This window comes from Aneurinibacillus sp. Ricciae_BoGa-3, assembly GCF_028421645.1.
Classification (GTDB): Bacteria; Bacillota; Bacilli; order Aneurinibacillales; family Aneurinibacillaceae; genus Aneurinibacillus_B.
Map to the genome: position 1 here is coordinate 4,241,540 of NZ_CP116887.1, position 22,554 is coordinate 4,264,093.

Below are 22,554 nucleotides of genomic sequence, written 5' to 3' on the forward strand. Positions count from 1 at the left end.
TACTCCCCTTCCTATTGATGCTTACTGTTTAGCATCGTATACCACTTTCATTGATGGAAACTTGACGGACACTCCGTTAACTCCATTCTCTCTGTTGTCGAAGATACCCAATGTGATTCCATTAGCATTAAGAGGAATGCTGAAATCCTGACCTTTCTTGCCATCACCACTGCCCCACGCAGTATATTGGTTTCCTAATACGTAGTTAATTGTCCAAGTGTAACCTTGTGAAGCAGTTGGCAGTTTACCTGTTACTTTATCGCCAACGACTTTCAAGCTTTTTACGAATGCGTCTACTACAGGCTGTGTTGCTGGGTCTGCAGGAAGAGTCGGCTTAGTATCGTATACGCTGTCGTTAAGCTGTTGGAGCATCTGTTCAATAGATAGGTCACTCGATCTGCTAGGCGCAGGAGAAGGCGCTGGATGTGGGGTTCCGATTACCTGAGTGTCAGTTACTTGAGTAAGCTGCTCGGTAGGCGCAACTGCCGGAGTTGGAGTACGCAAACCTTTTGTTACCAGTGTTTTGATGAATTGTGCTGCTTCTGCTCGGGTTAGAGTGTCAAACCCTGCATAGCCCTTGATTGTCAGTAGTCCAGTCTTACCGTTAGCCAAACCCTGTTGCAGGATGTACTGCTCTGCTTCACGTCCTTGGTAAAGAACTCCTTGCGATGCAGCAACTAGCTCAGCCACATGCAGACGACTTACCGGCCTGTTAGAGGCTTGCACCGGATAGTTAAATGACTTCGCTGTAGTGAACACGTTTTGGGGCCACTGTGTCTTAGGGATCGAAATTGACGGGTAAGACTTGAGAAGCATCGTCACAAACTCCGCTTCCGTTACAGGCGCGTTAGGGTGAAAGGTATGGTCAGGATACCCAGCCACTATCCCAGTGTTTTCTGCCCAACTGATCGCAGATGCATACCAAGCGTTTTGCTTCACATCTTTGAAACTAGCTGCGGATGCAGATACAGCCCCACTTAGCAAAATTACTGTTCCCATTCCTACTAGCACGGTTTTTTTGATCTTCATCGTTTTCCAACTCCCTTTTTGTTTCTTCTTTTTAACTTGTCTGGACGTGGTCGCGATAAGCGTGCTCCTGAATTTTTCCAAGCTGTTACTTCATCAGAATCGACTACAACAAACAGAAGCCTATCTTTTAAAACTTCTGTGTATGGCATCCCCATCTTCATCCAGTCAGAAACTGTTCTTGTACTTACTCCAAAAAACGCTGCGATAGTTTTCCTGCCAATTAGTCTCATATACTTCCTCCTATCCCATTTATATCCAAATTTTACCTCAACCGGTTGAGTGTAACAATGTACTGTCGAGTTCCATCTCCTAAAAGGCCCTGTTACGGGGCAAATATTAGCCAATGACAATCAGATGGTCCACCGACAACTAGGAAAACAAGAAGAATTAACCCAACCACAAACAATGCAAAAAAGAGACTTTACACAGCCACAAGCAATGAGCAACAAGTGCATCGCTTTTTTGTTAAGGTTGTGTCTAGCTTTGTCGAGTACATGTCTAGTACATGTCTAGTACATGTCTAGGCAAACATTCGTTCTCTACTTTGTGGTTGTTCATTCTACAAGGGATCAAGAGACAAGTTGTCTACTTGTGTAGTCTGTCCAGTTAAAAATAATGTTTTTTCTTGCTTTAAAGAGGATACGTAGCAATGAGAGCGCAAAAGGCAGAAGCTAGACATCGCCTTGTCAACGGGCCTCTTATGTCCTGAACAGTAGTAGACAGCAAGTAGACATACCAAACTTCAATCCAGCCACCATCATGGATGCAAAGAAGATAAGGTACAAGATGGTACAACATTAGTACAATACAAACAAACGTTTGTATATATTGGCCTAAGCGCCCTTGGCAGGGTGTAAGACAGTTAAAGTACAAGTAGACAAGTAAGTACAAGTAAAAATTAAACTCTTTGGAGTGGTAGAGCTACGTATAGATGATGTTTGTGGATGGGTATGTTTGTTTTCGACTTATACCCTTGTACATGTCCTGATTCGCCTTGTCTGCGGCTGAGAGGCTGTTGTACCCTAAGTTGTACCATGCTTGTACCTTTTGCACTTGGTTTCGACTACAAATTTCGCACAATTTCCTAGTATATTTGTGGATGGGCAAATTTGAAGGACATGAGCAAGCAAAAGCACATTTCACAGAGACACTTTAAAGTATATTGTGTGTGAGTTTAAAAGTTTTTGACCAGTTGGTGAGTCAGATAGCGCCATAGGTTTGCAATCTGATGAAGAGCTTTGGAGGTATGGCTCGGTACAATTCGAGTTCCAATTCCAAACACGTTAGCAAGCAAGGGAGTAAAGTATATTTTAAAGATTGCAAATGTACTAGAGCAGGAGGAATGCCGAGGCTTATTCAAGTTTGCATAATTGTAGTTTCACGCTACTTTGAGGCATACAGCTTGTAAGTTTAGACTTTTAGTTACTAGACCTTCTGTTCCAAGGGTGCGGCTCAGGCCGATTTGTGAACCTGGCTCGGGGGTTCATGAGCAAAATTTGCCCTTGAAGTCGTGAAAAATGGCGGGCTTTTACACTAACCAAGCTAAAAATGTTGACCTGGAACTAGCCAACAAACGCCAGACAAACATCATCTAAAATTCGGAAGGATTATTTTCCAGATACATACGAAAACTAAATAGACTTTGGTTTCGAATTAATCATAGTTAGTACTCCGACAAATTGGGGTATGTGGCTGTGCTTGATGACAGTTTCCTTCATCAGAATACTTCTTAATATATCGCTTTGAAGTTTCAAAGTTCTACGGGTGTATAATTTTACCTTTTTGTCATATCCAGATATATGTAGGTTTTTGCTGCATTTCGAGGCATATGGTCATAAGCATAAACAAAGCTCCAACCCACAGCATTTGCTGCAAACCAGAGCTTTAAACAACGATTTTTTTTTTAGAAGAACGGGGTGTTATCTAGGGTTCAAACTACATCTCCTGAGCGAGAAATCTCAAAAACATGTCCATTTGTAAAGGCTTAACCTCAGTATTGTAAATGTGAGTTGCATAAATTAATGGTAACTCTTTTTCTATTTCATTAAAGTCAAAATAGAATGGTTGTGGAAGACGTGGGCGATTTGTAATTCCGCTATTTGTGTTATATAAAGTATACCATTCCCCATACAGTTCTCCTTCGTTTTGCACAAGAATGATATTAAAACCACCATCTTCAATGTCTTTTAAGTAACCCCAAGCAAGTATTTTCTTATTGTTTAAAGTAGGTCTACATAATTTTTTTACCATGTTGCCAAACGGATAACTTGGTACATCTCTATAAAAATCCTCATCAACCAGACATTGTATGCGTATTTCTAGATATTTTCCTGAGATAAGGTTGATACGAACAGTAAAATTCTTATTGTTCATTTTGTAGGGATTAAAGGTAGTTATACTAATAGTTTGACCTCCATCGTATTTATGGTTAAATTCTTCGATAAGGTCCTTGATTGGTTGATATACAAAATTAGAAAATTGGTAATGTACAAGCTTGTAACCCTCCACCATTTCTTCATTTTTCTTTTGTTCTTCTAATTCTTTGGCCTTTTTTGCACTATCTTTTTGAACCCTTATGTTAATTAAATTATCTACAATGGTCGTATTGGGTGTATGTTGGTCGTCATCCTTTAATAATTGAGTTCTAATTTGGTCCCAAGTTTGGAAACGTTGCGTTGTATTCTTTTCCATCATTTTTAGGATCACTTGATTCATAACGGAAGTTAAACTTCGATTAATAGAATGTGGCGATACTGGATTCTGAAACAAATGGGCATCCCGCCATGCTTGAATATCACCTTCCTGCTGTACGGAGAGTGGATGTTTTAATGTAGCCAGTTCATAAAACACAATTCCCATTGCATATATATCCATTTGTATAGTGTTTTGGTCCATCTTCCAACCTTCCGGTGCTTGATAACGAATATGACCAACACCTTTGAAGGTCATAGTTCTTGTTTGTTCTGAGACAATTTTTGATAAACCAAAGTCAGATACTTTGAGGCAATCTTTCTGTACCAGTATATTATCCGGTTTAATATCTCTGTGAATTATATGACTGTTAATATGCTCCATTCCATTAATTAACTGCATGAAATAATCTTTCAATTGTCCATTTGAAATAAATTCACCAGTTGATTTATGATTCCTGATTATGTCTAACAAAGTACCATTTTCAGCGAATTCCATTATTATGTATGGCGGAAGGTTATTGTACCTTTGCCCATCGTGAACATACAAGTATGAAATGGCATTGTCATGACAAATTTGCATTGCCATCTTACTTTCATTAATAAAACTTTGTACACTGGAATTGGAAGCAAACGTTGATGGTAAAGTTTTTAGAGCCCACTGGGATTGATCATCCTTTTTCTCAATCCGATAAACATGCCCAAAAGCTCCGTTCCCTATAAAACTTTTTACTTCATACAGGTTTTCTTCCTCATCATATACAATAGTTCCTGGTGTAATTAGCAAGGTTATCTCTCCTTATAAAAAATAATGTTTTTTTTAATATATTATGGATGATAGTTTGCAATTACTATTGGCCTTTTTCTTTGAGGTAGGGTATTTATGTTGAATGTGAATCATAAAAAAAGACCTAAGTGTTATCTGTAAGAATTGCCTAAAGCAATTCGTGGTTGAGAATAAACCATTAGTTCGTATTAAAACTACTTCTACACTATCATAACTGATTCCTTTTATATCCAATTGTAACATACTCCTTATTCATAATATAGCTCGGTTAAGCCTCGTAATAAAATCAAAAAACCGATAGCTTTTTTCGGAAGGATTCATCACAAATCAATTTGCATCTACTAAGCTCAATGAGCCCATTATTTTCCCCTTTTGTCCGATCAGTTAGATGTCTCCTTTAATTTTCATGAAAATGAACAATATCCGTACTCCCTACTTTTCAGAAGTAAATTGGAGTTACATTTTCAAAACAGCATAGAACTATAGATATATTTTTGCCTTTTAAAAAGAGGTTCCCTTCCGCGCAGGCGGCCCCTGACAGGGCATGTGGTTGGGTCCAAAGGCATTCATTGTTTATTTCAAACACTTTTCCTACAATCATTCCAGTAGGTGTCCAGCCACTAAAAAAGTAACCAGGAGGATTCTCACTTATGCCAAAACCAAACAATCTAACTACACTTGAATCTAAAGTATATGATATGTTTTTCATCCAGGGGCTCGATTTAATAGACATAGCAAAGCATTTCGGGTGGAAATCCGGTCCTACTCGTGCCAAAAATATTCTTGGGCAAATTTGTTACAAAGCATTTAGTTAGTCACAGAAAACAAGCCAACAAAGGTTCTTTTCAACTACTATCCCCTAGTGAATTTCATCCTAAATACAGTCCATTCACAACAATATTGTTGTGAATGGACTTAAAAATTATGATTAATTAGTTTTTTACAACTAGGACAAAGAACAAAGAGGTTGGTTGCAAGTATTTGTTGTATTCAACATTTCGTTTACATTGTGTTTTTATTTAAGTGAGATCCTGGATTAGTAAAAAGGAGAAGCTTGAGATTTTACATAAAACATAGAAAACCGCCACCATAAATGGCAGCGGTCAAGGTTTTTGCCCATTTATTTTAATACTTTATACAATGTTTTATTGTTATCATAAGATGCATTCTACAACAAGGTAGAAAGCATCCCCTTACTAATCACCGAGTTAGAATTAAAATCATCCATAATAGGACTACAGATAACTCAGTGCCATACCAAGTAGTAAGGAAATAAAACACTTTATAAAGCATTAAATGTGTAAATTTCACTTTTGTCACCTCCTCCGTTGTGCTTACGAAGTGTATTTCAACAAGCACAAAGCAAGAGGTGAGTTTTCTTTCTATTATATAAGGTTAATACATGAAAAACATTAGCAACTTTTTGGAATGAAGCGTAGTGGGAATGATTTATTTTTGGTTATTGAAAAAAACATCTAGGCTTAAAAAGAAAAAAGTCCAGCCACTATAACAACAGTGGCTGGACTAACTTGGGCCCCTGCTAGCTTTGCGGCTGTTACCACTCCAAGTGGCAACCTGATTTCATTCTCATTGTTTTACTTTCTTTCGACTTACATCTTCTACAGTTTCAAGTGCTAGCATTCTTTTCATATTATCGTGCCATTTATTAGCATAATCCACCATGACTTTGTCTATCATAGGTTGGATTTTTGCATCGTTTAGAGAATAAATTTTTATAAATTTTTGCCCTTCACCATGAACTATGTGGAGTAAAATTTCCTTACGATCAGGATCATCTTGTTTACCTAAATCTCTTATTGACACAGCGAAGCTTTCGTCAAAATTAACATTCTTCAAATTTTCCAGCTCAACAAATATATGTAGGAATTCCTTTTGCTCGTACCTGTTTCGTTTGTCTTCATCATCTAATCTAGTTAAGTAGTACTCTAAAACTTCTTTATATTCCTCACCTACATGTCGAACTATCTCATCAATCTTAGATATTTTCACTTTTGTAAACACCTTGCCTTTCTTCTGATTCATTTCTCATCCACTGTTGAACCTTCTCAAAGTCAAAGTAATATGTATGGTTCTTGCCTATATTAACCGGCAATGATCGTTGTTTAACCCAACGAGCAATTGTACGAGGATGCACACCTAAAGCAGTAGCCAATTCCTTTTTTTGAGTAGCTTCACCTTCCTATACCTCCAATCAATATATCTCTAGTAAAATTTTACCATGCAGTTAAACAGCCGACAATTATTATATTTAATTATCCCGACGAATATAAATTTGCACTGTATATTTACGATGAATATAGGTGACTAGTTTATTTTGTTTTTCAGCGAAAGTGTTGAACAAGCTTTTTCCATACCGAAAAATTGTATTCAGCTTATTACTGGGATCTAACATAAGATATTAAAAGGATGACTCAATTCAGCCGCTCACTCTTTCGATTAGTTAAATTTAAGTATTATACAACAGGTAGCTAAACTCTTGCGTATTAAGTTGATATTTATTACTTCTTATCACTGTTTTTCTCAAGAAAAAGAGACCACGTCTATACAGCAGCATCATCGGGTTCCCAGCTTTGCACTAAAAGTTTCATCCTTTGATAAAATATTACTTCCTCTGTCGTTGGATCCATTTCAGTTTTGAGACAGGGGTAGGTCTTTTTCATAGTCTTAACCCGCATTACCAAAAAGTGCTCATCCAGCAGAGATTATACAACGAACCAATTGTCTTTACTCTAATGAAAAAGACACCCTAAGTGAGTGCCTTAATCATAGACCTTTGAATTTCCATTTATAACACCTACATATTAGCAGCCTGTACCTTTGCCTGTTCTTGTACATTCAGAATAGCCGTTGGTTTATCATCAAATACATGTTCATGTTTCCAAAGTGCCTTTTTAGCTAAGCAGTCTCAGACGTACTTCTTCTTGTTTATCTTCAGAACTGTCGTTTAAAGTCGCCACTATCTCCCTGAAACTCTCTAATCCGGCTTCAATGTTTTCAATAATCGCATTTGCTAGAAGATCTGGGTCAGGCAGATTATCCAAATCGGCCAAGCTTTTATCTTTAATCCAAAAGATATCAAGATTTGTCTTATCCCTTGCTACAATGTCTTCATAAGTAAACTTACGCCATCTTCCTTCGGGATTATTTTCCGACCAGGTTTCTGTGCGGTCATGACGATTAGATGGATTATAGCACCGAATAAAATCCTTCAAGTCATCAAGTGTCATTGGACTTTTCTTCAATGTATGGTGTACATTGGTTCGATAATCATAAAACCAAACCTCTTTTGTCCAAGCATCTTTTGCTCCAGGCCTGTTATCAAAGAAAAGCACATTTGCCTTTACACCTGGTCTGTAAAATATACCGGTTGGTAAACGTATTATGGTATGTAGCTCTGTTGATTCAAGTAATTGTTTTCTAACGGTTTCCCCTGCACCGCCTTCAAAAAGGACATTGTCAGGTAGAACAACTGCAGCTTCACCAGTCTCTTTTAAAAGTGTTCTGATATGTTGCAAAAAGTTTAACTGTTTGTTTGAAGTTGTTACCCAGAAGTCTTGTCGGTTATAAACCAAATCTTCTTTTTCCTGTTCTCCTTCTTCGTTGGTAATTGTCATACTAGATTTTTTACCAAAAGGCGGATTTGCAAGTACATAATCATATCGTTTTCCTTCATCAGCTACCAAAGCATCTGCAGAAGAAATAAAAGTTTCTCCGTCAATTTCACCAATATTATGGAGGAACATGTTCATTAAACAAAGTCTACGTGTATTGGCAACGATCTCATTTCCATAAAAAGTTTTATTCTTTAAAAATTCTTTTTGTTCTCGATTTAACTGATGATAATCTGTAATATAGTCATATGCTGCCAAGAAGAAACCGCCCGTACCACAAGCCGGGTCTACAATTGTTTTCATTGGTTCCGGCTGCATACAAGAAACCATTGCCTTTATAAGTGATCTTGGTGTAAAGTATTGGCCAGCTCCGCTTTTGGTATCTTCGGCGTTTTTTTCTAAAAGCCCTTCATAAATCTTCCCTTTAAGATCAGCTCCCATCAAACTCCACTTTTCTTTGTCCACCATATCAATAACTTTATAAAGCTTAGCAGGATCCTGAATCTTGTTTTGAGATTTGATAAATATTTGACCTAAAATTCCTTTGGTATTGGAAAGTTGTTTCAAAATTTCAGTATAACTTGATTCTAAATCTGCGCCTCTTTTACTTTTTAAACTTTCCCAATCACAACCTTCGGGCACATTGATTTTACGATTGTACGGAGGCTTCGCAAATTCATTGACCATTTTAAGAAATAATAAATAGGTAAGCTGTTCCAAATAATCTCCATAACTTACTCCGTCATCTCGAAGAATATTCGCAAAACCCCAAACTTTTGATACTATACTTGTTTCATTACTCATGCTTTTAACTTCTCCATTCCCTTTCCTTCATGTTTTATTCTATCTAAAAGCTTTTCTGCAAGTTGCCAATCCGGCTCGTTTCGACAAGCTTCCAATTCACCATCACTTAGTAGCCTACCTTGAAATGCTTTTTTTAATATACTCTGACGAAGAGCCTCGGCTTTCTCAAGCCCAGCTTCTATATTAGTTAAAATATTATCACAAACGGAAAGACGAGTTTCGATTTCTTTAACGATTTCAATCTGCTCTTGTTTTGAACAAAGTGGAAAAACAAACATTTCTATAGACGATATTCCAACATTTGCTTGTGTTGTCTGTACTGTATATCTTTTAATTTCTTTTTTAACTATTGGAGATACGGAATAGTAATAAACAAACTTTTCATCCATAAAATTCAGGATGTTCTTGATGATAGCACAAGAGTAAGATACTAAAAACTTTTTCTCAGTATTAATCAATATATTTCTTCCGATAGTACCATATCGCGGGAAGATAATATCACCCTTTTCAGGTTTGATTTTCAATGATAGCCTATAAAAATCCTCAGGAGAAATGGTTTTAGCATTATCAAAATCAATAGTTCCATCCGCTTTCAAATTACCAGTTGACAAGTAGGGCATGCCATCGGGGTAATCTTTTGGCATTTTATGATCTATATCACCGATTTTATATGTTACGTTGCAAAACCTTGTCCAACTCCATTTTTCAGGCAAACAACCATAATTTTCAATCTCAGTCTCAGTGAGCCCATCTAATGTATTATGTTTTGAGATTCGCGTAGGGCGTTTTCCTTCCTTACCATTATCTTCCCATTGTTTAACCGCTTCTTTCCAATCTTGGAGTTGATTTTCATACCGTTTTAACCGTTCTTCTTGAATTTGTTCCAATAGCTCATCTGCTGTGGGCAAATTAGGCTTCTTCTGCCTCCATTCTTTCGTTAATTCCCCCTCAAACGCTTTTTGCAGTACAGCTTGGCGATAAATTTTAAGCTTCTCTTTAGCTTTCTTAAGATTGGTGATACCATTATCCAACTCGCTAAAAAGCTTTTCTATTTTGGCTACAATAGCCCGTTGCTCTGGGAGGGGAGCAATCGGGACAGAAAGTTTCTTTAAGATTGTCTGACTGATATTGGGTTGTGCTCCGCCTGCTCCTTGTTCAATTAACTTCTGCTTTTTGTGAAATAGGTAATTAAACAAAAATTTTGTTTCAAAATGGTCATTTTGATAAATACCACATACTGCTTGGTTAGTTGCAGCCGGAATTCCTAGAATAGCGAGTTTACCTATAGTCGCTCCATAAAGAGCTATCAATAGTGTGCCTTCAGGAAATACCTTTGCACTAGAATTTTTTATTGCATCGTCTGAAATGTGTTCTTCTGTATCTCTGATTACATTGTAGTTAAGTTCACCTGATTTTACCCAGGGAATATTACCATTGTAGTAATCAGGTATCTTCCTACTTGGTGTTCCTCCTGAAGTTGTGAAACAAACATCCCCTAACTTAACTTCAAACCAACCTTCTCTCATCATGCCACTAATACCTCATTTAGTTCATTAATAATTTCATTCATATTATCTCCAAATAGTTGATACATCTTACCTCTTCCACCCTGTCCATCAAAGGGTGTATAGTCCAAATCATCTAATTCAACATGAAAGCTAGTAGCTATATGATCTTTAATCATTCTTAACCAGTTCATCTGCTCTTCGTTAAATTTTAACGCCCCTGCCTGTTTACCAAACACCCAATCCTGAAAGTTTTTATCCACTACTTTATTATAAGGAGTGAGTTGTTGGTCAATGTCGGTTACTCTACGGATTAATGATACTAATGCTACTAACTCATTTTTAGGGCTATCACCTTTGACTTCTTCCAATTGAGCATATGCATCCCATACATAATGCGGAGCCAACAAAGGTTTTTCCAATTTCAGTTTTTCAAGTAAATCCTTAATCATCTTAAATGTTATTTCTCTTCTACGAAAGGGCTGGTCGTAAAAAATACTTAATGCAGCGATTTCATCTTTGTTTGCTTCAATGTATTCTTTAAAGTTTTTTACAATATCTTCTGCCTTTTCTTTTGTAAAACTATCCCATTCTGCGCGCAATACCCTATCTATATTTAATGTATCCATAATTTGTTCATGTACCTTCCGGACATTTTCAATATACGCGTTCAGTTCCCCGGAAAAAGTTCTAGCTGCATTAGTTGTAAGTTCATCCTGAACCTGCCTTTTACACTCTTCCTCTTTGACAGGAGACCATTCTTGCACAGGAACTTCATTAACCAATGCTTTTGTTTTGTGTTCAATAATATCTGGGTCATAAGCATTTAGTAGATCTTTTACAATTGTACTTATATTCTTACCACCGCTTAGTTCTTTAAATTTACTCTTTTCATCGTCTGTAAGTTGTTTTTCCAAACGGGTCAATCGGTTTGCTAAGGATGTAAACAAATCTTCATCTCGTACTCCCATAGCTACCGCACCCAAAAGATCCTTTAGTGGTGTACTTGGTTTTCGTTCAAGCGGTCTGCTATCTGTTTTTTTAGATTTAGTAGCACCAATAGCATCAACGATTACGAAATGGGTTTTGGTATGTTTGGCAGTACGGGTTACTCGTTTAAGATCATCAAAACCTATAGTTCGTGTTCCGCGACCTTTCATCTGCTCAAAGTAATTGATGCTTTTCACATCCCTCATAAAGAGCAGAGTTTCCAATGGTTTTACATCGGTACCTGTTGCAATCATATCTACCGTTACAGCCATTCTAGGTGCCCATGAGTTTCTAAAGCGGTTCAACACCGACTTAGGGTCTTCATCAATCTTATAAGTAACCTTTTTACAGAAGTCATTGCTTTCGTCAAATTCTTCCCGAATGATCTGAATGATATCGTCTGCATGGCTGTCCGTTTTGGCAAAAACCAAAGTTTTAGGTACTTCAAATTCACCATTTTCATCAAAGCGATCGGGAAAAATCGTTGGCAGTGCCTCTTTGAAGGCTTTTATAACTTGCCTAATTTGACTTGGGTTAACAACATCCTTATCAAGCTTGTTAGCTGTATATTCGTAATCCTCATCAAGTCGTTCCCATCTTTTTTTACGAGTTAGTTTTTCTCTTTTATCAACGTATTCTTTCGCCTTAATTTTTGCCCCAGCCTTTGTAATTTCTGTCTCAATGGTAAACACATCATAGGGCACATTTACGCCGTCTGCTACTGATTCTTCATAAGTATATTCGCTTACAACATTTTCATTAAAGAAACCAAATGTTCGTTTATCTGGGGTTGCTGTAAGGCCAATTAAAAAAGCATCATAATAATCAAGTACTTGTTTCCATAAGTTATAAATAGATCGATGGCATTCATCAATAATTATAAAATCAAACTGTTCAATAGGGTTTTTTGGTGAATACTCTACAGGCAAAGGTTCTTTCTTTTGCCACTGCCATCCTTTCTCATTAGGGTTCTCTTTTTCTCCTGACTCGTCTAACTCTTCCCCTTTTAATATGGAGTACAGCCTTTGAATGGTTGATATACATACCTGACTATCGGAAGCAATATAACTGGAACTTAAGCGCTGTACATTATATAATTCGGTGAATTTTCTATTATCATCAATAGGCTGGTATTTTAGAAATTCTTGTTCTGCCTGTTCTCCTAGGTTTTTAGTGTCTACAAGAAAAAGGATTCGTTTAGCGTTTGCATGTTTTAATAGTCTATATACAAAGGTACATGCAGTAAATGTTTTACCCGCACCAGTAGCCATTTGAATTAACGCCTTAGGACGGTTGTTTTTAAAAGAGGTTTCGAGATTTTCAATTGCTTTTATTTGTGCCGGACGCAACCCTTCTATATCTAATTTAGGAAGGTTCCGTAAGCGGCTTCGAAGTGTTGAACTCTGACCAAACCATTCCAACAGTGTTGAAGGTTGATGAAAATGAAACAAAGGTCTTGAACGTGGTTTGGGATCTCTATAATCAGTAAATCTGGTCAGTACTCCTGTACTTTCATAGACAAAAGGCAGCGGTTCTTTATTTAGGTTATATTTTAATTTAGCATTTGCATAACCTGTTGACTGGTCTTCAACAACTGTTAGTCTTTGGCCTTCTTTTTCTTCTTTTGCTTCAATAACACCCACTGGTTTTCTCTCTACAAACAAAACATAATCAGGCCGACCTACATCTGTTGGATATTCTCGAACAGCAACGCCTAATCCAGCAGACAAGTTTACCTTATTTTTTGATTGCACAATCCAACCTGCTTGTTTTAACATAAAATCAATTTTATCTCTAGCTATTTGTTCTGGATTCTGATTAACCATACCTTCACATCACCCCATGCATTTAATCATTCCAGGTAAAGCTTTTTTTAATAATGCGTTCTCTATTATTTCTGAATTAGCTTCGCAACTATAACTTGAACAACTAAAATAACTTTGCATATTTCGTACTGTTTTACAGATGTTCTTACAATAATTTTACAGATAATGTCGTATAAATTCTACTTTATTATCGCGTAAAATTAAGACCCCGGGGGTCAAAAAATCCCTCGAACCATTAGTCCGAGGGAACAAAAACACACTTTAACATTATACTATAGTCTGCAAAATCTATTGGTACCAAAAACTACCCCTTCAAATATAGCCTTGCCATGTACTCAACATGGCATGTGGGTGGGAAAAAATCTAGGATCAGTGTTACAAATTACGCTTTCCATCAGGAAAGATAAACAGCATCACGGATACTGAAAAAGTTACGGTGGGACTAGGTTAACAGGGTGACATGTGCGCGTGACAAAGTGAAAAATGTTTGGATGAAAGGAGGGCCAGGAAACTGGAACTGGTGTTGCTTTAGTGTCATGTAGCGTAAACATTCTTCAATTTAGTTTGGGGCTATTACCCTTTCATCTTGGCCACTTCTTCACACCTTACCTATCAAATGCTTCTGCACATCAAATTAGGCCATCCCACATTGCTCACTTAAAAGGTTTCATTCTCAACTTCAAGTCGACCCACCATAGCCTACACCTCTCCGTCGAATTTTAATCTCAGGATCCAATCCAGCTCACAAAAGTGCAAAAGATTTTATTACCTGTAAGCTGAGCCACACACCATACATTAAAGTCATTTGCAATATCTCGTTTTGCTTTCGCATATGAAGCATATTTACCCCTTAAAATTTCCCATCCACAGACCGAATCCAGTCGTGCAAAATTTATAAACGAAAAACACGCAACTGGTATCAGAACACAAATAAATATTTAAACAAGCACAACCCAGGTTGTTGGCCATCGATGAGTTTTGGTTAAACTCGTGTAGTTAAGACAGGTATGCTGATCCGACAGTCACCTATCAGTCGGTTGGCGACAGATTAGAATGTACCTATTTGAATGAAGAAAGGGTTAAACTGGCATAATAGGGACAACTTAAAAGTTAAACGCTTATAAGAAAAGTTTATTTTGGGGTATGTAAGAACGAAAAAGTTAAACATTTTTAACTGACACAGAAAGGAATTTCAACTGGGCACAGAAAGGTTGTTGTTTTAGCAACGTTAGTCTCAAAGATTGATTTTCTAACTGATACATTTAAACCTTTCCTACTTCTTCGAATCCCCCCTGCAAAAGTGCCTCTAAAACAACAAATTGGGATATCTCAATTAGCTCACGAAAAGACCTGGGATTTAAACTTGATGCGGACCCAGCCACACTCCAGATACTCTCTCAGTTGCAGACTGCTGATCTGCTCGAGTTGGCCAGAGCCTCTTTGAAGTTTGTTTTTCTTTAAAAACCCAACGACGCCATTCCTTGGTATCCGTGTTGAACTAGCCTTTAAGAACACTTACAATACCTATCCGGTTACAAGCAACCAAGAATCCAGCCTTCTAATTGACTTATTTTTATTTCAGCCGGTGTTAATGTTTTTAGACTTAAGTAATCTATTAAAGTGTTATGTCGATCGTGATAATTTAACCAACTGACTATAGCCATAGCATCTCGCTCATGCTCATTTGACCAGCCCGTTATTTGTACTGTCTTTTTATATAAAGAAGGATATGCCTCAAACAGTACATGACTATTCTCCGGAATTACAACTCCATCAAATGGCCAAAAATGAAGCTTTATATGCCCTGCATGTTTTAATTTCCTTAGGCGCGATAGCCAAGGAATTCCTGCATGAGTTGAATAAGAAACCATCCCGTGCACCTTTCTATCAAGATCAACAACACTTTTTGCTTTCGTCGCATAAGCCTTTTCAACCAATCTTCTGTAATTGGAATTTTTATAACCGTTTGATTTCATACATTCGGCTACACTATATTCCGAAGTCTGCCATTGGCTATCAAACCATTTTAAGAATTTATCCCAATTGGCAAATCCTTTAAGCATTGAGATTGGATAAGAAAAACCGTGATCTATTCCAGCAATAATGCGCTTTTTATTAGTTTTGAATTCTTGTTCTAAATATATATAAATGTCTTCTCTAGACCATTTTCTGTTCTTTATTGGGTTTGGAATTATTTGTATATTATTGTGTGCATCATTTTCAGCTACCGCAATAGCTTCATTTGATTTATGCGGGTTACCAGCTCCAGAATAATCAATTCCTATGTATCTATCGAACAATAGTTACACCTCTTCCTGTCAATACAAAAATAAACTCCCCTTATCCCTAATAAGCATTGCCTTTTGACATTGTGATTTATTTCAAAAAGGTCCAACGGAACTGGTTATAATTACCATATCACAATTCTGGGATGATTGAGTAAATTTTCTTATGGGAAAGTTAAACTGAGTTGATGGTGAGTCTTCAAAGGTATTGGTTTTACTAGAGTTAGAGTAAACATTGATTTTGCTTGTGTCCAACAACTAGTCTCAAATCTTGAGTATTTCCTAAAATCTCCCCTTTAGAATGCTTTTGTGACAACAAAATGGGATACTTCAGTCATTTTGCTAACACACCTTAAATTTAAACTTGATGTTAACCCAGCCACACTCTAAAGTAACCTAACCAACATATAGAATCATGAGCCACTTCGTTTGATCAAAGCATCCTTGGAATTTGTATTGCTTTTAAACTCATCCACAAAGCAACAAGAACACAGCGGAATGGAACAACAGCGGTTCAGTTTGTAAATCCTAACCAAGCCAGCTGCCTGGATGCGGATAGAAATGGGGGGTCAAGTGTAGATACTTGGGATGGATTGGCAACAGTTAAACACATGGAGCGAAAACAATCTCAGATCATGCAGAAGTAATTCTTAAGTTGGTGCAGAAAGGTATTGGTTTTACTAGCGTTAGTGTAAACATTGATTCCCTTGCTACCAACAATTGATCTCCTAATCTTGAGTATTTCCTAAAATCTCCCTCTCCAGTAGCTTCTGTAACATCAAACCGGGATACTCCAGTTAGCTTAACTAAAAGACTTTGAATTTTACTTTATGTGGACCCAGCCACACTCTAGTCTACTCCAGTGCCTGGGTACTCATGATGCGCACCAGTTAGTCAAAACCTCTGTTGGATTTGCTTTTAAACTCAACCACCACAGCACCACCGTTGCGCCTCTCTCACACTGCCTCCGGCTATAGATCCGCTGCTCCTCCATCTTCTCATCTACAAGAACACTCAAGTATGTAAACGAGGCAACGGACAGTTAGTACAAGTGTAGTACAAGGTAGGGTACAACACTCCCTCACACGCTAAGAAGATGGATCTTGCGAGGTACAAGTGTACAAGCCCGAAACTAAACCCCCCCTCTTTCAGCCCCATCCCACCAAATATACGTATCCCCAAACACAAAAACCTTTACTTTTTACTTGTACTTACTTGTACCCTTGTACTTTAACTGTCTTCCGTCCTCCCAAGGTCAAAGACACATATCAATACAAACAAACGTTCGCTTTGTACTAACCTTGTACCAATTTGTACCTGCCCATCTTTGCATCCATGATGGCGGCTGGATCTTTGACATGTTTCTGCCCATGTCATGTGGATGGGCATCTGATTTAGTCATTGCTCGTGGATGGACACATGATCATCAGGCTGTTTGGTGTTGGGTTGTGGCTGGATTCGAAACATTGGTTTGGCCTCGGTAAGGATAGGAACAACGCATGTAGGATCTGTGGAATGAGGAGAAGTAAATAGTTAAACTGACACAAGGAAAGTGAGTCTTCTGGTTACATGAACTATTTTTACTGTGGCTGGGTAAACACGCTTAACATTTGGTATTTTAAAGTTTTGGTCTTTAAAGGGTTAAACAGGAGGAGTCACATGACAGGTAAGTTAACCGGGTTTAGAATAAAGATACTGTTGAGGAAGGTTACACAAACGTGGAAGAAGCCTAAGGGTTGGCGGTTGATTACTTTGTTTATGGATGGTTACATAAGAAATGTGAAAGGTTTTTCCAAACAGAAACATGGTAACAAAAGAACTCCCTCCAATGCCGGAGAGAGTCCACGGTTATTAGTTATCTACTTTTTCTTGCTGTACATTACTACTACCATTCTCATCTTCATCTCTAGGGATGAATTTTTCAAAGCTGTCAAAAAAGAATTTGATACCCGTAATTCTAGGATTTTGTGCTGTCTCTCCCTCTACACGAGGCCGCTGTGTTGTTTGTAATTTATTACTTTTTATAAATCCAGCCACATACAGAAGCTGTCTTACTTGAGTCATATCTCCATATTTTTTCTGAAGTATGGACTCAACAATTTCTTGTTTTAATACAAGAAATTCTCCAGTCTTGTAATATAAGGTAGGAATCCCATTGAATACAATTGTATCCACGCTAAGATCATTTTTAACAGCTATCATATAATCTTTATCTTTAATATTTGGACTTAAAGCGGTAATTATCCCCCATATCCTTTCGATAATTTCTCGCATAATGCGGTCAGCAATATTTACCTGTTTTGTTTCTGCTCTCATTGACCGATTTAGTAGGTCTACAGCAGCTTCGACATTAAGTTGTACGCCAACCATCGCTTTAAATTTTTCCAACGACCAAATAAGTAAAGCTGCTTTTATTCGAAGACGTTGCACCAATGACTCATCGTCATCTTGAGAGACCAATTTAGAAACTTCTTGCACCTGATTGATGAGCGCATCAGAGTCTAACTTTCCAATTTCCTTCAGCCACGTCTTTGCAAACTGTCCACCATTACGAAGTGACTTTAGGCTTAAAGCCTCTACCTTCTTTGCGTCAAATTCCTTGGGGAAAGGAGGTTCATTTACTAACAAAATTCGACCAAAAATGCCAGCAGAAGTAGCCTCAACTTTTGTTGCAATTGATATCTCGCCATTAAAAAAAATTACCCCGTTAAAATCCCTACCTCCAGAAGCCCTGCTCTGCCATCTTCCTTTTCCAGTTTCAACTTGCTTGCTACCCTCATTTCCGTTGATCAAATCGTGCGGAACCCCTTCATACCTTTTTTCATTCATGCGGTGTGAATCGTCTAGCACAAAGGGTAAGTTATTAACTTCTTTTGCAAACCCCCATATTCCAGCTTGAGTGGACTTACCCCACCTTTTTTTGAGAGCATCTCCTAACCCGTACACTAGGTTAATGGCTATGGTTTGGATCGTGGTTTTACCCGATGTTGTTTTTCCATACAGGTCAATACCTATATTTTCATCAAGCACACCTTCTAACTTAGAGACAAGAGGTGAAGCTAAGCAACCAGCTAGCATTATGAGAAAAACTGCATTATCACGTAATTCCGTTAAAACATCTATTGCCTCTACATAATTTCCTTTTGGAAGAGTTTTAACAGTTTTATCAATCTCAAAAACAGTTGTTCCCTTTTCGCCAATAAACGTAATGTCAGATTTAGTAGTGAACGGGAAAAAATCTCCCTTGCTTGTCCAGCCGCATACTGACACTGCTTCTTCAACTTTTAAGCCCTTGAGCATTTTATTACTATGAATTAGCTTTAAAAAGAAACTTGCCATTGGTTTTTTATAGTCTTCACCAAACACGATAATACCAGCACCGTCTACTCTGATAATTTCTTTGGAAGAGACCAAATGTTTAATTGACACTGGAAATGGATGGTGCTCCCAAGTCCCAGTTTCAGCATCATACTTTATTAATTTTATTAGCTTGTCCCCAGTTGTATCTGCAGAATCTTTAATTATTTGATAAGGCAGTACAATTGAAGGGTAAGCTATCTTAGAATATATTTTTCCTTCAACAAATTTTTGTTGAACAATACCATTGGCTGGATTTAACATAAACCCTTCCGGGATGATTAAATCTATGTTTATAGGATGATTGGGAAGGACTGAGCTTATTCTTACCTGACTATGTTGCAATGCCTCCTCTTCCTGTAACAAATCAACCATTGTTCCTTGATGTTTTTCTTTTACTTCTTGTTCATGATTATTATTTTGATTTACAATAGAAATAGTACTCATTTGTTAGTTTCCTTCCCTCCTTGCCCACCCCGCCAGGTGGGTAAGGAATTTAGTTTTTGTTTAAGTACATGAGCATGCTTGCTAAATTTTGCCGACTTATTGAACCATTCAGCTGCTTCTTGAGGATTTATTACAGTTATATTTTTGGAAAGTACATAATGAGGAAGTCCCTTCTCAAAGTAGAACTGTACTGTATTCAAGCTTACCCCTAGAATTCGGGAAAAATCTTTTTTTCTTAGCATCCTGTACTCAACCTTCCGTCAGCATCTTATCCTAATTTTAAATTCCAATATTTTCCATTGTCAATTTTTTCCGCCCCCCTCCTTCCTTAAAGGAATGCACCTATTATATCGAACGGATTGGCAGAGGCACCAGTAGGCTCGCAGAGCCGCCGCGAGGACGGCTCGCAAAATTAAAATGTAAATCTTTTACTTTTCCTGCGGTTTCTTTGCTCTTTCCTGTTAGCCTTTTTAGTTTTCACTGTGAGAACACTGTAATAATTATGCTTGGTGTCTCCTGTATGGGCCACGCAATTTTCACTATCAAATAATTCCTTTAGCTGTTTAACAAATTTGTTTTTCACTTTCTTTTTGCTCTGCACATCAGATGCCAAACGTAACCCATCCTCTAGCTCATTTATTGCTTTGCATTGATAATTGAAGCGGTGTACAGATATTTGAGTGCCTTTGCAATTAAATACTCTATATCCTGACTCAAGCTTGTACGTGCGAAGGAACCTCCCCCTAAACGGAGACCAAATCTTCCCGTTTGATTTCCCCCTGTAACCGTCAATCCAAGCGATTAGTAATATCAAGTTTTTCTTAGATTTTAAATCTAGCAAGCAGTACCCTAGAGAAATTTCTTCACCCCCTTTAACCTCGAAAATTTCACATTTCGTTTTCCCTACCAATGTAGGATCATATAATTTTAGACGTACCATATTCTCCTCCCAGTATGCTATAATGTTTTTATCGATTTCTACATCAACCAATTGAACCCAATGTGAAAATCCACTCAAAAGCATCCCCAACCTTAAAGCCAACGGAATTATGGAAAATATTTACATACGCTCCGGCGATAGCCTATCCCCCCCCTTCATGCATAGAGGACAACATTTCCCCGGAGATACGCAAGGGGTCTGTGAACCGTGGCGTCCGCGGCCACGCAATATTCAAAAAATATTTATATTAATGAATTATTATTTAATTTTTACTCTCAATATAAAATTGTTGAATTTCAAATACGTATGTTTTAATTGAATTAGGACATAGACCGTTTAAATTCAGTCTAATATTCGAAACCGATAGACCGCTTAAGTGGATGGGTAACAGTATAATAGGAAAAGACAAGAGTAATTTTACGAAAAACTGAATATTTCTGATGCGAGAGTTAACCGGTCTGTCGGAACGCCAGATCCGCTATTACGAAGAGCGCCGCTTAATTCACCCGGACAGATCGAAGGGCGGTACAAGAAAATTCTCTTTTGACGATGTGGAAAAACTCGTCCGCATTGCCAATCAGATAGAGGACGGCTGGCAAACCTCAGAGATCAGAAAACAGGATTTAAAAGAAACGAATGCCCAAATCCGGGACAAAATGATTGCAGGACAGCTTAACGCTGCTTTCCCCTCCCGCAAAATGTAACCTTCCGCCATCGCTGGCCGGAAGGTCTCTTTAATGTTGGGCAAAAGCCCACTGGCTGACAGAGCTGCCTCTATCACGTTGAACGGAGATTTGTTAAAAAGTATGTTAGATTTCCTCACAATATAAATGTACCTGCTCAACTCCTTTATTATAATGTGATAAAAGTTAACAATCAGGAGGAGAGAACAATGAAAAAGGAAGAGGTCTTAACGCTTATCGACCCGTTCTACGTTTTTGTAGCAGCTCTGCTCGTCATCTCCATGCAAATCGGTTTCTCGCTGTTGGAAGCCGGATCAACCCGAATGAAAAACGCGGGGCATGTTGCCGGCAAACAGGTCATCAGCTTCGCTGTTGTCAGCCTATGTTTTTGGCTGTTTGGGTTCGGCATTACATTCGGGGAAGGCAACAGCTTTATGGGGCTGAGCGGCTGGGCGCTGCAGGTTCCGGATACTCAGGTAGATAAAGTATTCGCTTCGCTTGCCTGGGCAGGCGTGCCATTATCCCTTAAATTTCTTTTTCAGCTGTCCTTTGCAGCAGTCTCCATCGCTATCGCCTGGGGTGGCTTCGCGGAACGGGCAAAACTTTCCGCATATCTTATCTTCGGCGCTTTGTTTACCACCCTTGTTTATCCCGTCATCGGCCATTGGGTGTGGGGTGGCGGCTGGCTGGGCCAAATGGGCATGCAGGATTTCGCAGGTTCGACGGTTGTTCATCTGCAGGGCGGGATCGCGGCTTTAATCGCAACCATGCTGCTTGGGCCCCGCATTGGAAAGTTCACCAAAGATAAAAAACCGAATCTTCTGCCGGGGCACAACCAGGTTTACTCGATTATTGGCGTGCTCATTCTCTGGATAGGCTGGTTTGGGTTTAACCCCGGTTCCACCATGAGTGTAAAGGATGGATTTTTTGGATACGTGGCGCTCACAACCAACCTGGCCACAGCGGCTGGTGCCATTGCGGCTATGTTTATGGCATGGACGGTTCTGGGTAAGGCTGATATTACGTATATGTTAAACGGTGTGCTTGCCGCGCTGGTGGCTATCACTGCATCCTGTGCTTTTGTTGAACCATGGGCTTCTGTTGTGATAGGCGCACTCGCTGGCATTATAACTTTCTTTACTTCTATCTATTTCGAACGCCGGGGTATCGACGATCCGGTCTGCGCATTCTCTGTTCACGGAATTGCCGGAATATGGGGGACGCTTTCAACGGGCTTCTTCGCTTCACCTCGCCTTGTTAAACAGACAGGTGTTGGGCAAGCCGGCCTATTCTACGGCGGCGGTGTGCATCAATTATGGGTGCAAATAGTCGGGGTAGTAGGAGCTTCCGTGTACGTGGCCGTTGTGTGTTTTGTCATCCTATACCTCTTAAAGAAGACAATTGGACTGCGGGTTACAGCTGAGGAGGAAATCACTGGACTTGATCTAAGCGAGCATGGCGCATACGGTTATCCTGAACAACTTCAGGCTGATTCCGCCAATAAATCAGCTGTCTAGCAGCTGTCTTACTGTAAGCCGGGCCCTGTTGCAGAGCCCGGCTTATTTATTCAGGGATGAGG

Annotated in this window: 14 protein-coding genes; 3 read left to right on the top strand and 11 right to left on the bottom strand. The window is 38.6% G+C overall.

Translation table 11 applies throughout. The features are described from left to right. Positions 1 to 21 precede the first annotated feature (21 nt). Positions 22 to 1,110, bottom strand: a complete 1,089-nt coding sequence (locus PP175_RS21720) for an S-layer homology domain-containing protein (RefSeq protein WP_272440308.1) — start codon at positions 1,108 to 1,110, stop codon at positions 22 to 24. A gap of 1,854 nt (positions 1,111 to 2,964) precedes the next feature. Next, positions 2,965 to 4,506 (bottom strand): serine/threonine-protein kinase, encoded by a 1,542-nt coding sequence (locus tag PP175_RS21725; RefSeq protein WP_272440309.1) that lies wholly within the window; start codon positions 4,504 to 4,506, stop codon positions 2,965 to 2,967. Positions 4,507 to 5,156: 650 nt separating this feature from the next. Between PP175_RS21725 and PP175_RS21730 the strand changes: the two genes are divergently transcribed. Beyond that, a complete protein-coding gene (locus tag PP175_RS21730; RefSeq protein ID WP_272440310.1) occupies positions 5,157 to 5,321 on the top strand; it encodes a hypothetical protein in 165 nt (54 codons plus the stop codon). A gap of 772 nt (positions 5,322 to 6,093) precedes the next feature. Here PP175_RS21730 and PP175_RS21735 read toward each other — a convergent pair. From PP175_RS21735 to PP175_RS21770, 9 genes are all read right to left on the bottom strand, one after another. Continuing rightward, entirely contained in the window at positions 6,094 to 6,549 is a 456-nt protein-coding gene (locus tag PP175_RS21735) for a hypothetical protein (protein ID WP_272440311.1), read from the bottom strand. Beyond that, a complete protein-coding gene (locus tag PP175_RS30140; protein WP_442870397.1) occupies positions 6,503 to 6,679 on the bottom strand; it encodes a helix-turn-helix domain-containing protein in 177 nt (58 codons plus the stop codon). Before PP175_RS30140 ends, PP175_RS21735 begins: the two co-directional genes overlap by 47 nt. Before the next feature lie 739 nt (positions 6,680 to 7,418). Beyond that, positions 7,419 to 8,942, bottom strand: a complete 1,524-nt coding sequence (locus tag PP175_RS21740) for a class I SAM-dependent DNA methyltransferase (protein WP_272440312.1) — start codon at positions 8,940 to 8,942, stop codon at positions 7,419 to 7,421. Next, on the bottom strand, positions 8,939 to 10,471 hold the full coding sequence (locus PP175_RS21745; protein WP_272440313.1) for a restriction endonuclease subunit S: 1,533 nt from the start codon (positions 10,469 to 10,471) through the stop codon (positions 8,939 to 8,941). Before PP175_RS21745 ends, PP175_RS21740 begins: the two co-directional genes overlap by 4 nt. Continuing rightward, positions 10,468 to 13,263 carry a type I restriction endonuclease subunit R gene (locus PP175_RS21750; RefSeq protein ID WP_272440314.1) on the bottom strand — a complete coding sequence of 932 codons (2,796 nt, stop codon included), beginning with the start codon at positions 13,261 to 13,263 and terminating at the stop codon, positions 10,468 to 10,470. The genes PP175_RS21745 and PP175_RS21750 overlap by 4 nt, the downstream gene beginning before the upstream one ends. A 1,532-nt stretch (positions 13,264 to 14,795) precedes the next feature. Next, on the bottom strand, positions 14,796 to 15,563 hold the full coding sequence (locus PP175_RS21755; RefSeq protein WP_272440315.1) for a hypothetical protein: 768 nt from the start codon (positions 15,561 to 15,563) through the stop codon (positions 14,796 to 14,798). Positions 15,564 to 17,399: 1,836 nt separating this feature from the next. After that, a complete protein-coding gene (locus PP175_RS21760; RefSeq protein ID WP_272440316.1) occupies positions 17,400 to 19,352 on the bottom strand; it encodes a DUF927 domain-containing protein in 1,953 nt (650 codons plus the stop codon). Beyond that, complete coding sequence (locus PP175_RS21765) at positions 19,349 to 19,552, bottom strand: hypothetical protein (protein ID WP_272440317.1); 204 nt, start codon at positions 19,550 to 19,552, stop codon at positions 19,349 to 19,351. Before PP175_RS21765 ends, PP175_RS21760 begins: the two co-directional genes overlap by 4 nt. Before the next feature lie 212 nt (positions 19,553 to 19,764). Then, positions 19,765 to 20,370 carry a hypothetical protein gene (locus tag PP175_RS21770; RefSeq protein WP_272440318.1) on the bottom strand — a complete coding sequence of 202 codons (606 nt, stop codon included), beginning with the start codon at positions 20,368 to 20,370 and terminating at the stop codon, positions 19,765 to 19,767. A 362-nt stretch (positions 20,371 to 20,732) separates the two neighbouring features. Between PP175_RS21770 and PP175_RS21775 the strand changes: the two genes are divergently transcribed. Together PP175_RS21775 and PP175_RS21780 are read left to right on the top strand one after the other, a co-directional pair. Continuing rightward, on the top strand, positions 20,733 to 20,996 hold the full coding sequence (locus tag PP175_RS21775) for a MerR family transcriptional regulator (RefSeq protein WP_272440319.1): 264 nt from the start codon (positions 20,733 to 20,735) through the stop codon (positions 20,994 to 20,996). 188 nt (positions 20,997 to 21,184) lie between these two features. Then, positions 21,185 to 22,492, top strand: a complete 1,308-nt coding sequence (locus PP175_RS21780; protein ID WP_272440320.1) for an ammonium transporter — start codon at positions 21,185 to 21,187, stop codon at positions 22,490 to 22,492. Positions 22,493 to 22,554: the final 62 nt, after the last annotated feature.

What these genes read in the sequence shown, in the direction of transcription:
- PP175_RS21730 (WP_272440310.1), top strand. Translation starts at nt 5,157, where the DNA reads ATGCCAAAACCAAACAATCTAACTACACTTGAATCTAAAGTATATGAT.
- PP175_RS21735 (WP_272440311.1), bottom strand. Translation starts at nt 6,549, where the DNA reads ATGAATCAGAAGAAAGGCAAGGTGTTTACAAAAGTGAAAATATCTAAG.
- PP175_RS21740 (WP_272440312.1), bottom strand. Translation starts at nt 8,942, where the DNA reads ATGAGTAATGAAACAAGTATAGTATCAAAAGTTTGGGGTTTTGCGAAT.
- PP175_RS21745 (WP_272440313.1), bottom strand. Translation starts at nt 10,471, where the DNA reads ATGATGAGAGAAGGTTGGTTTGAAGTTAAGTTAGGGGATGTTTGTTTC.
- PP175_RS21750 (WP_272440314.1), bottom strand. Translation starts at nt 13,263, where the DNA reads ATGGTTAATCAGAATCCAGAACAAATAGCTAGAGATAAAATTGATTTT.
- PP175_RS21760 (WP_272440316.1), bottom strand. Translation starts at nt 19,352, where the DNA reads ATGAGTACTATTTCTATTGTAAATCAAAATAATAATCATGAACAAGAA.
- PP175_RS21775 (WP_272440319.1), top strand. Translation starts at nt 20,733, where the DNA reads ATGCGAGAGTTAACCGGTCTGTCGGAACGCCAGATCCGCTATTACGAA.
- PP175_RS21780 (WP_272440320.1), top strand. Translation starts at nt 21,185, where the DNA reads ATGAAAAAGGAAGAGGTCTTAACGCTTATCGACCCGTTCTACGTTTTT.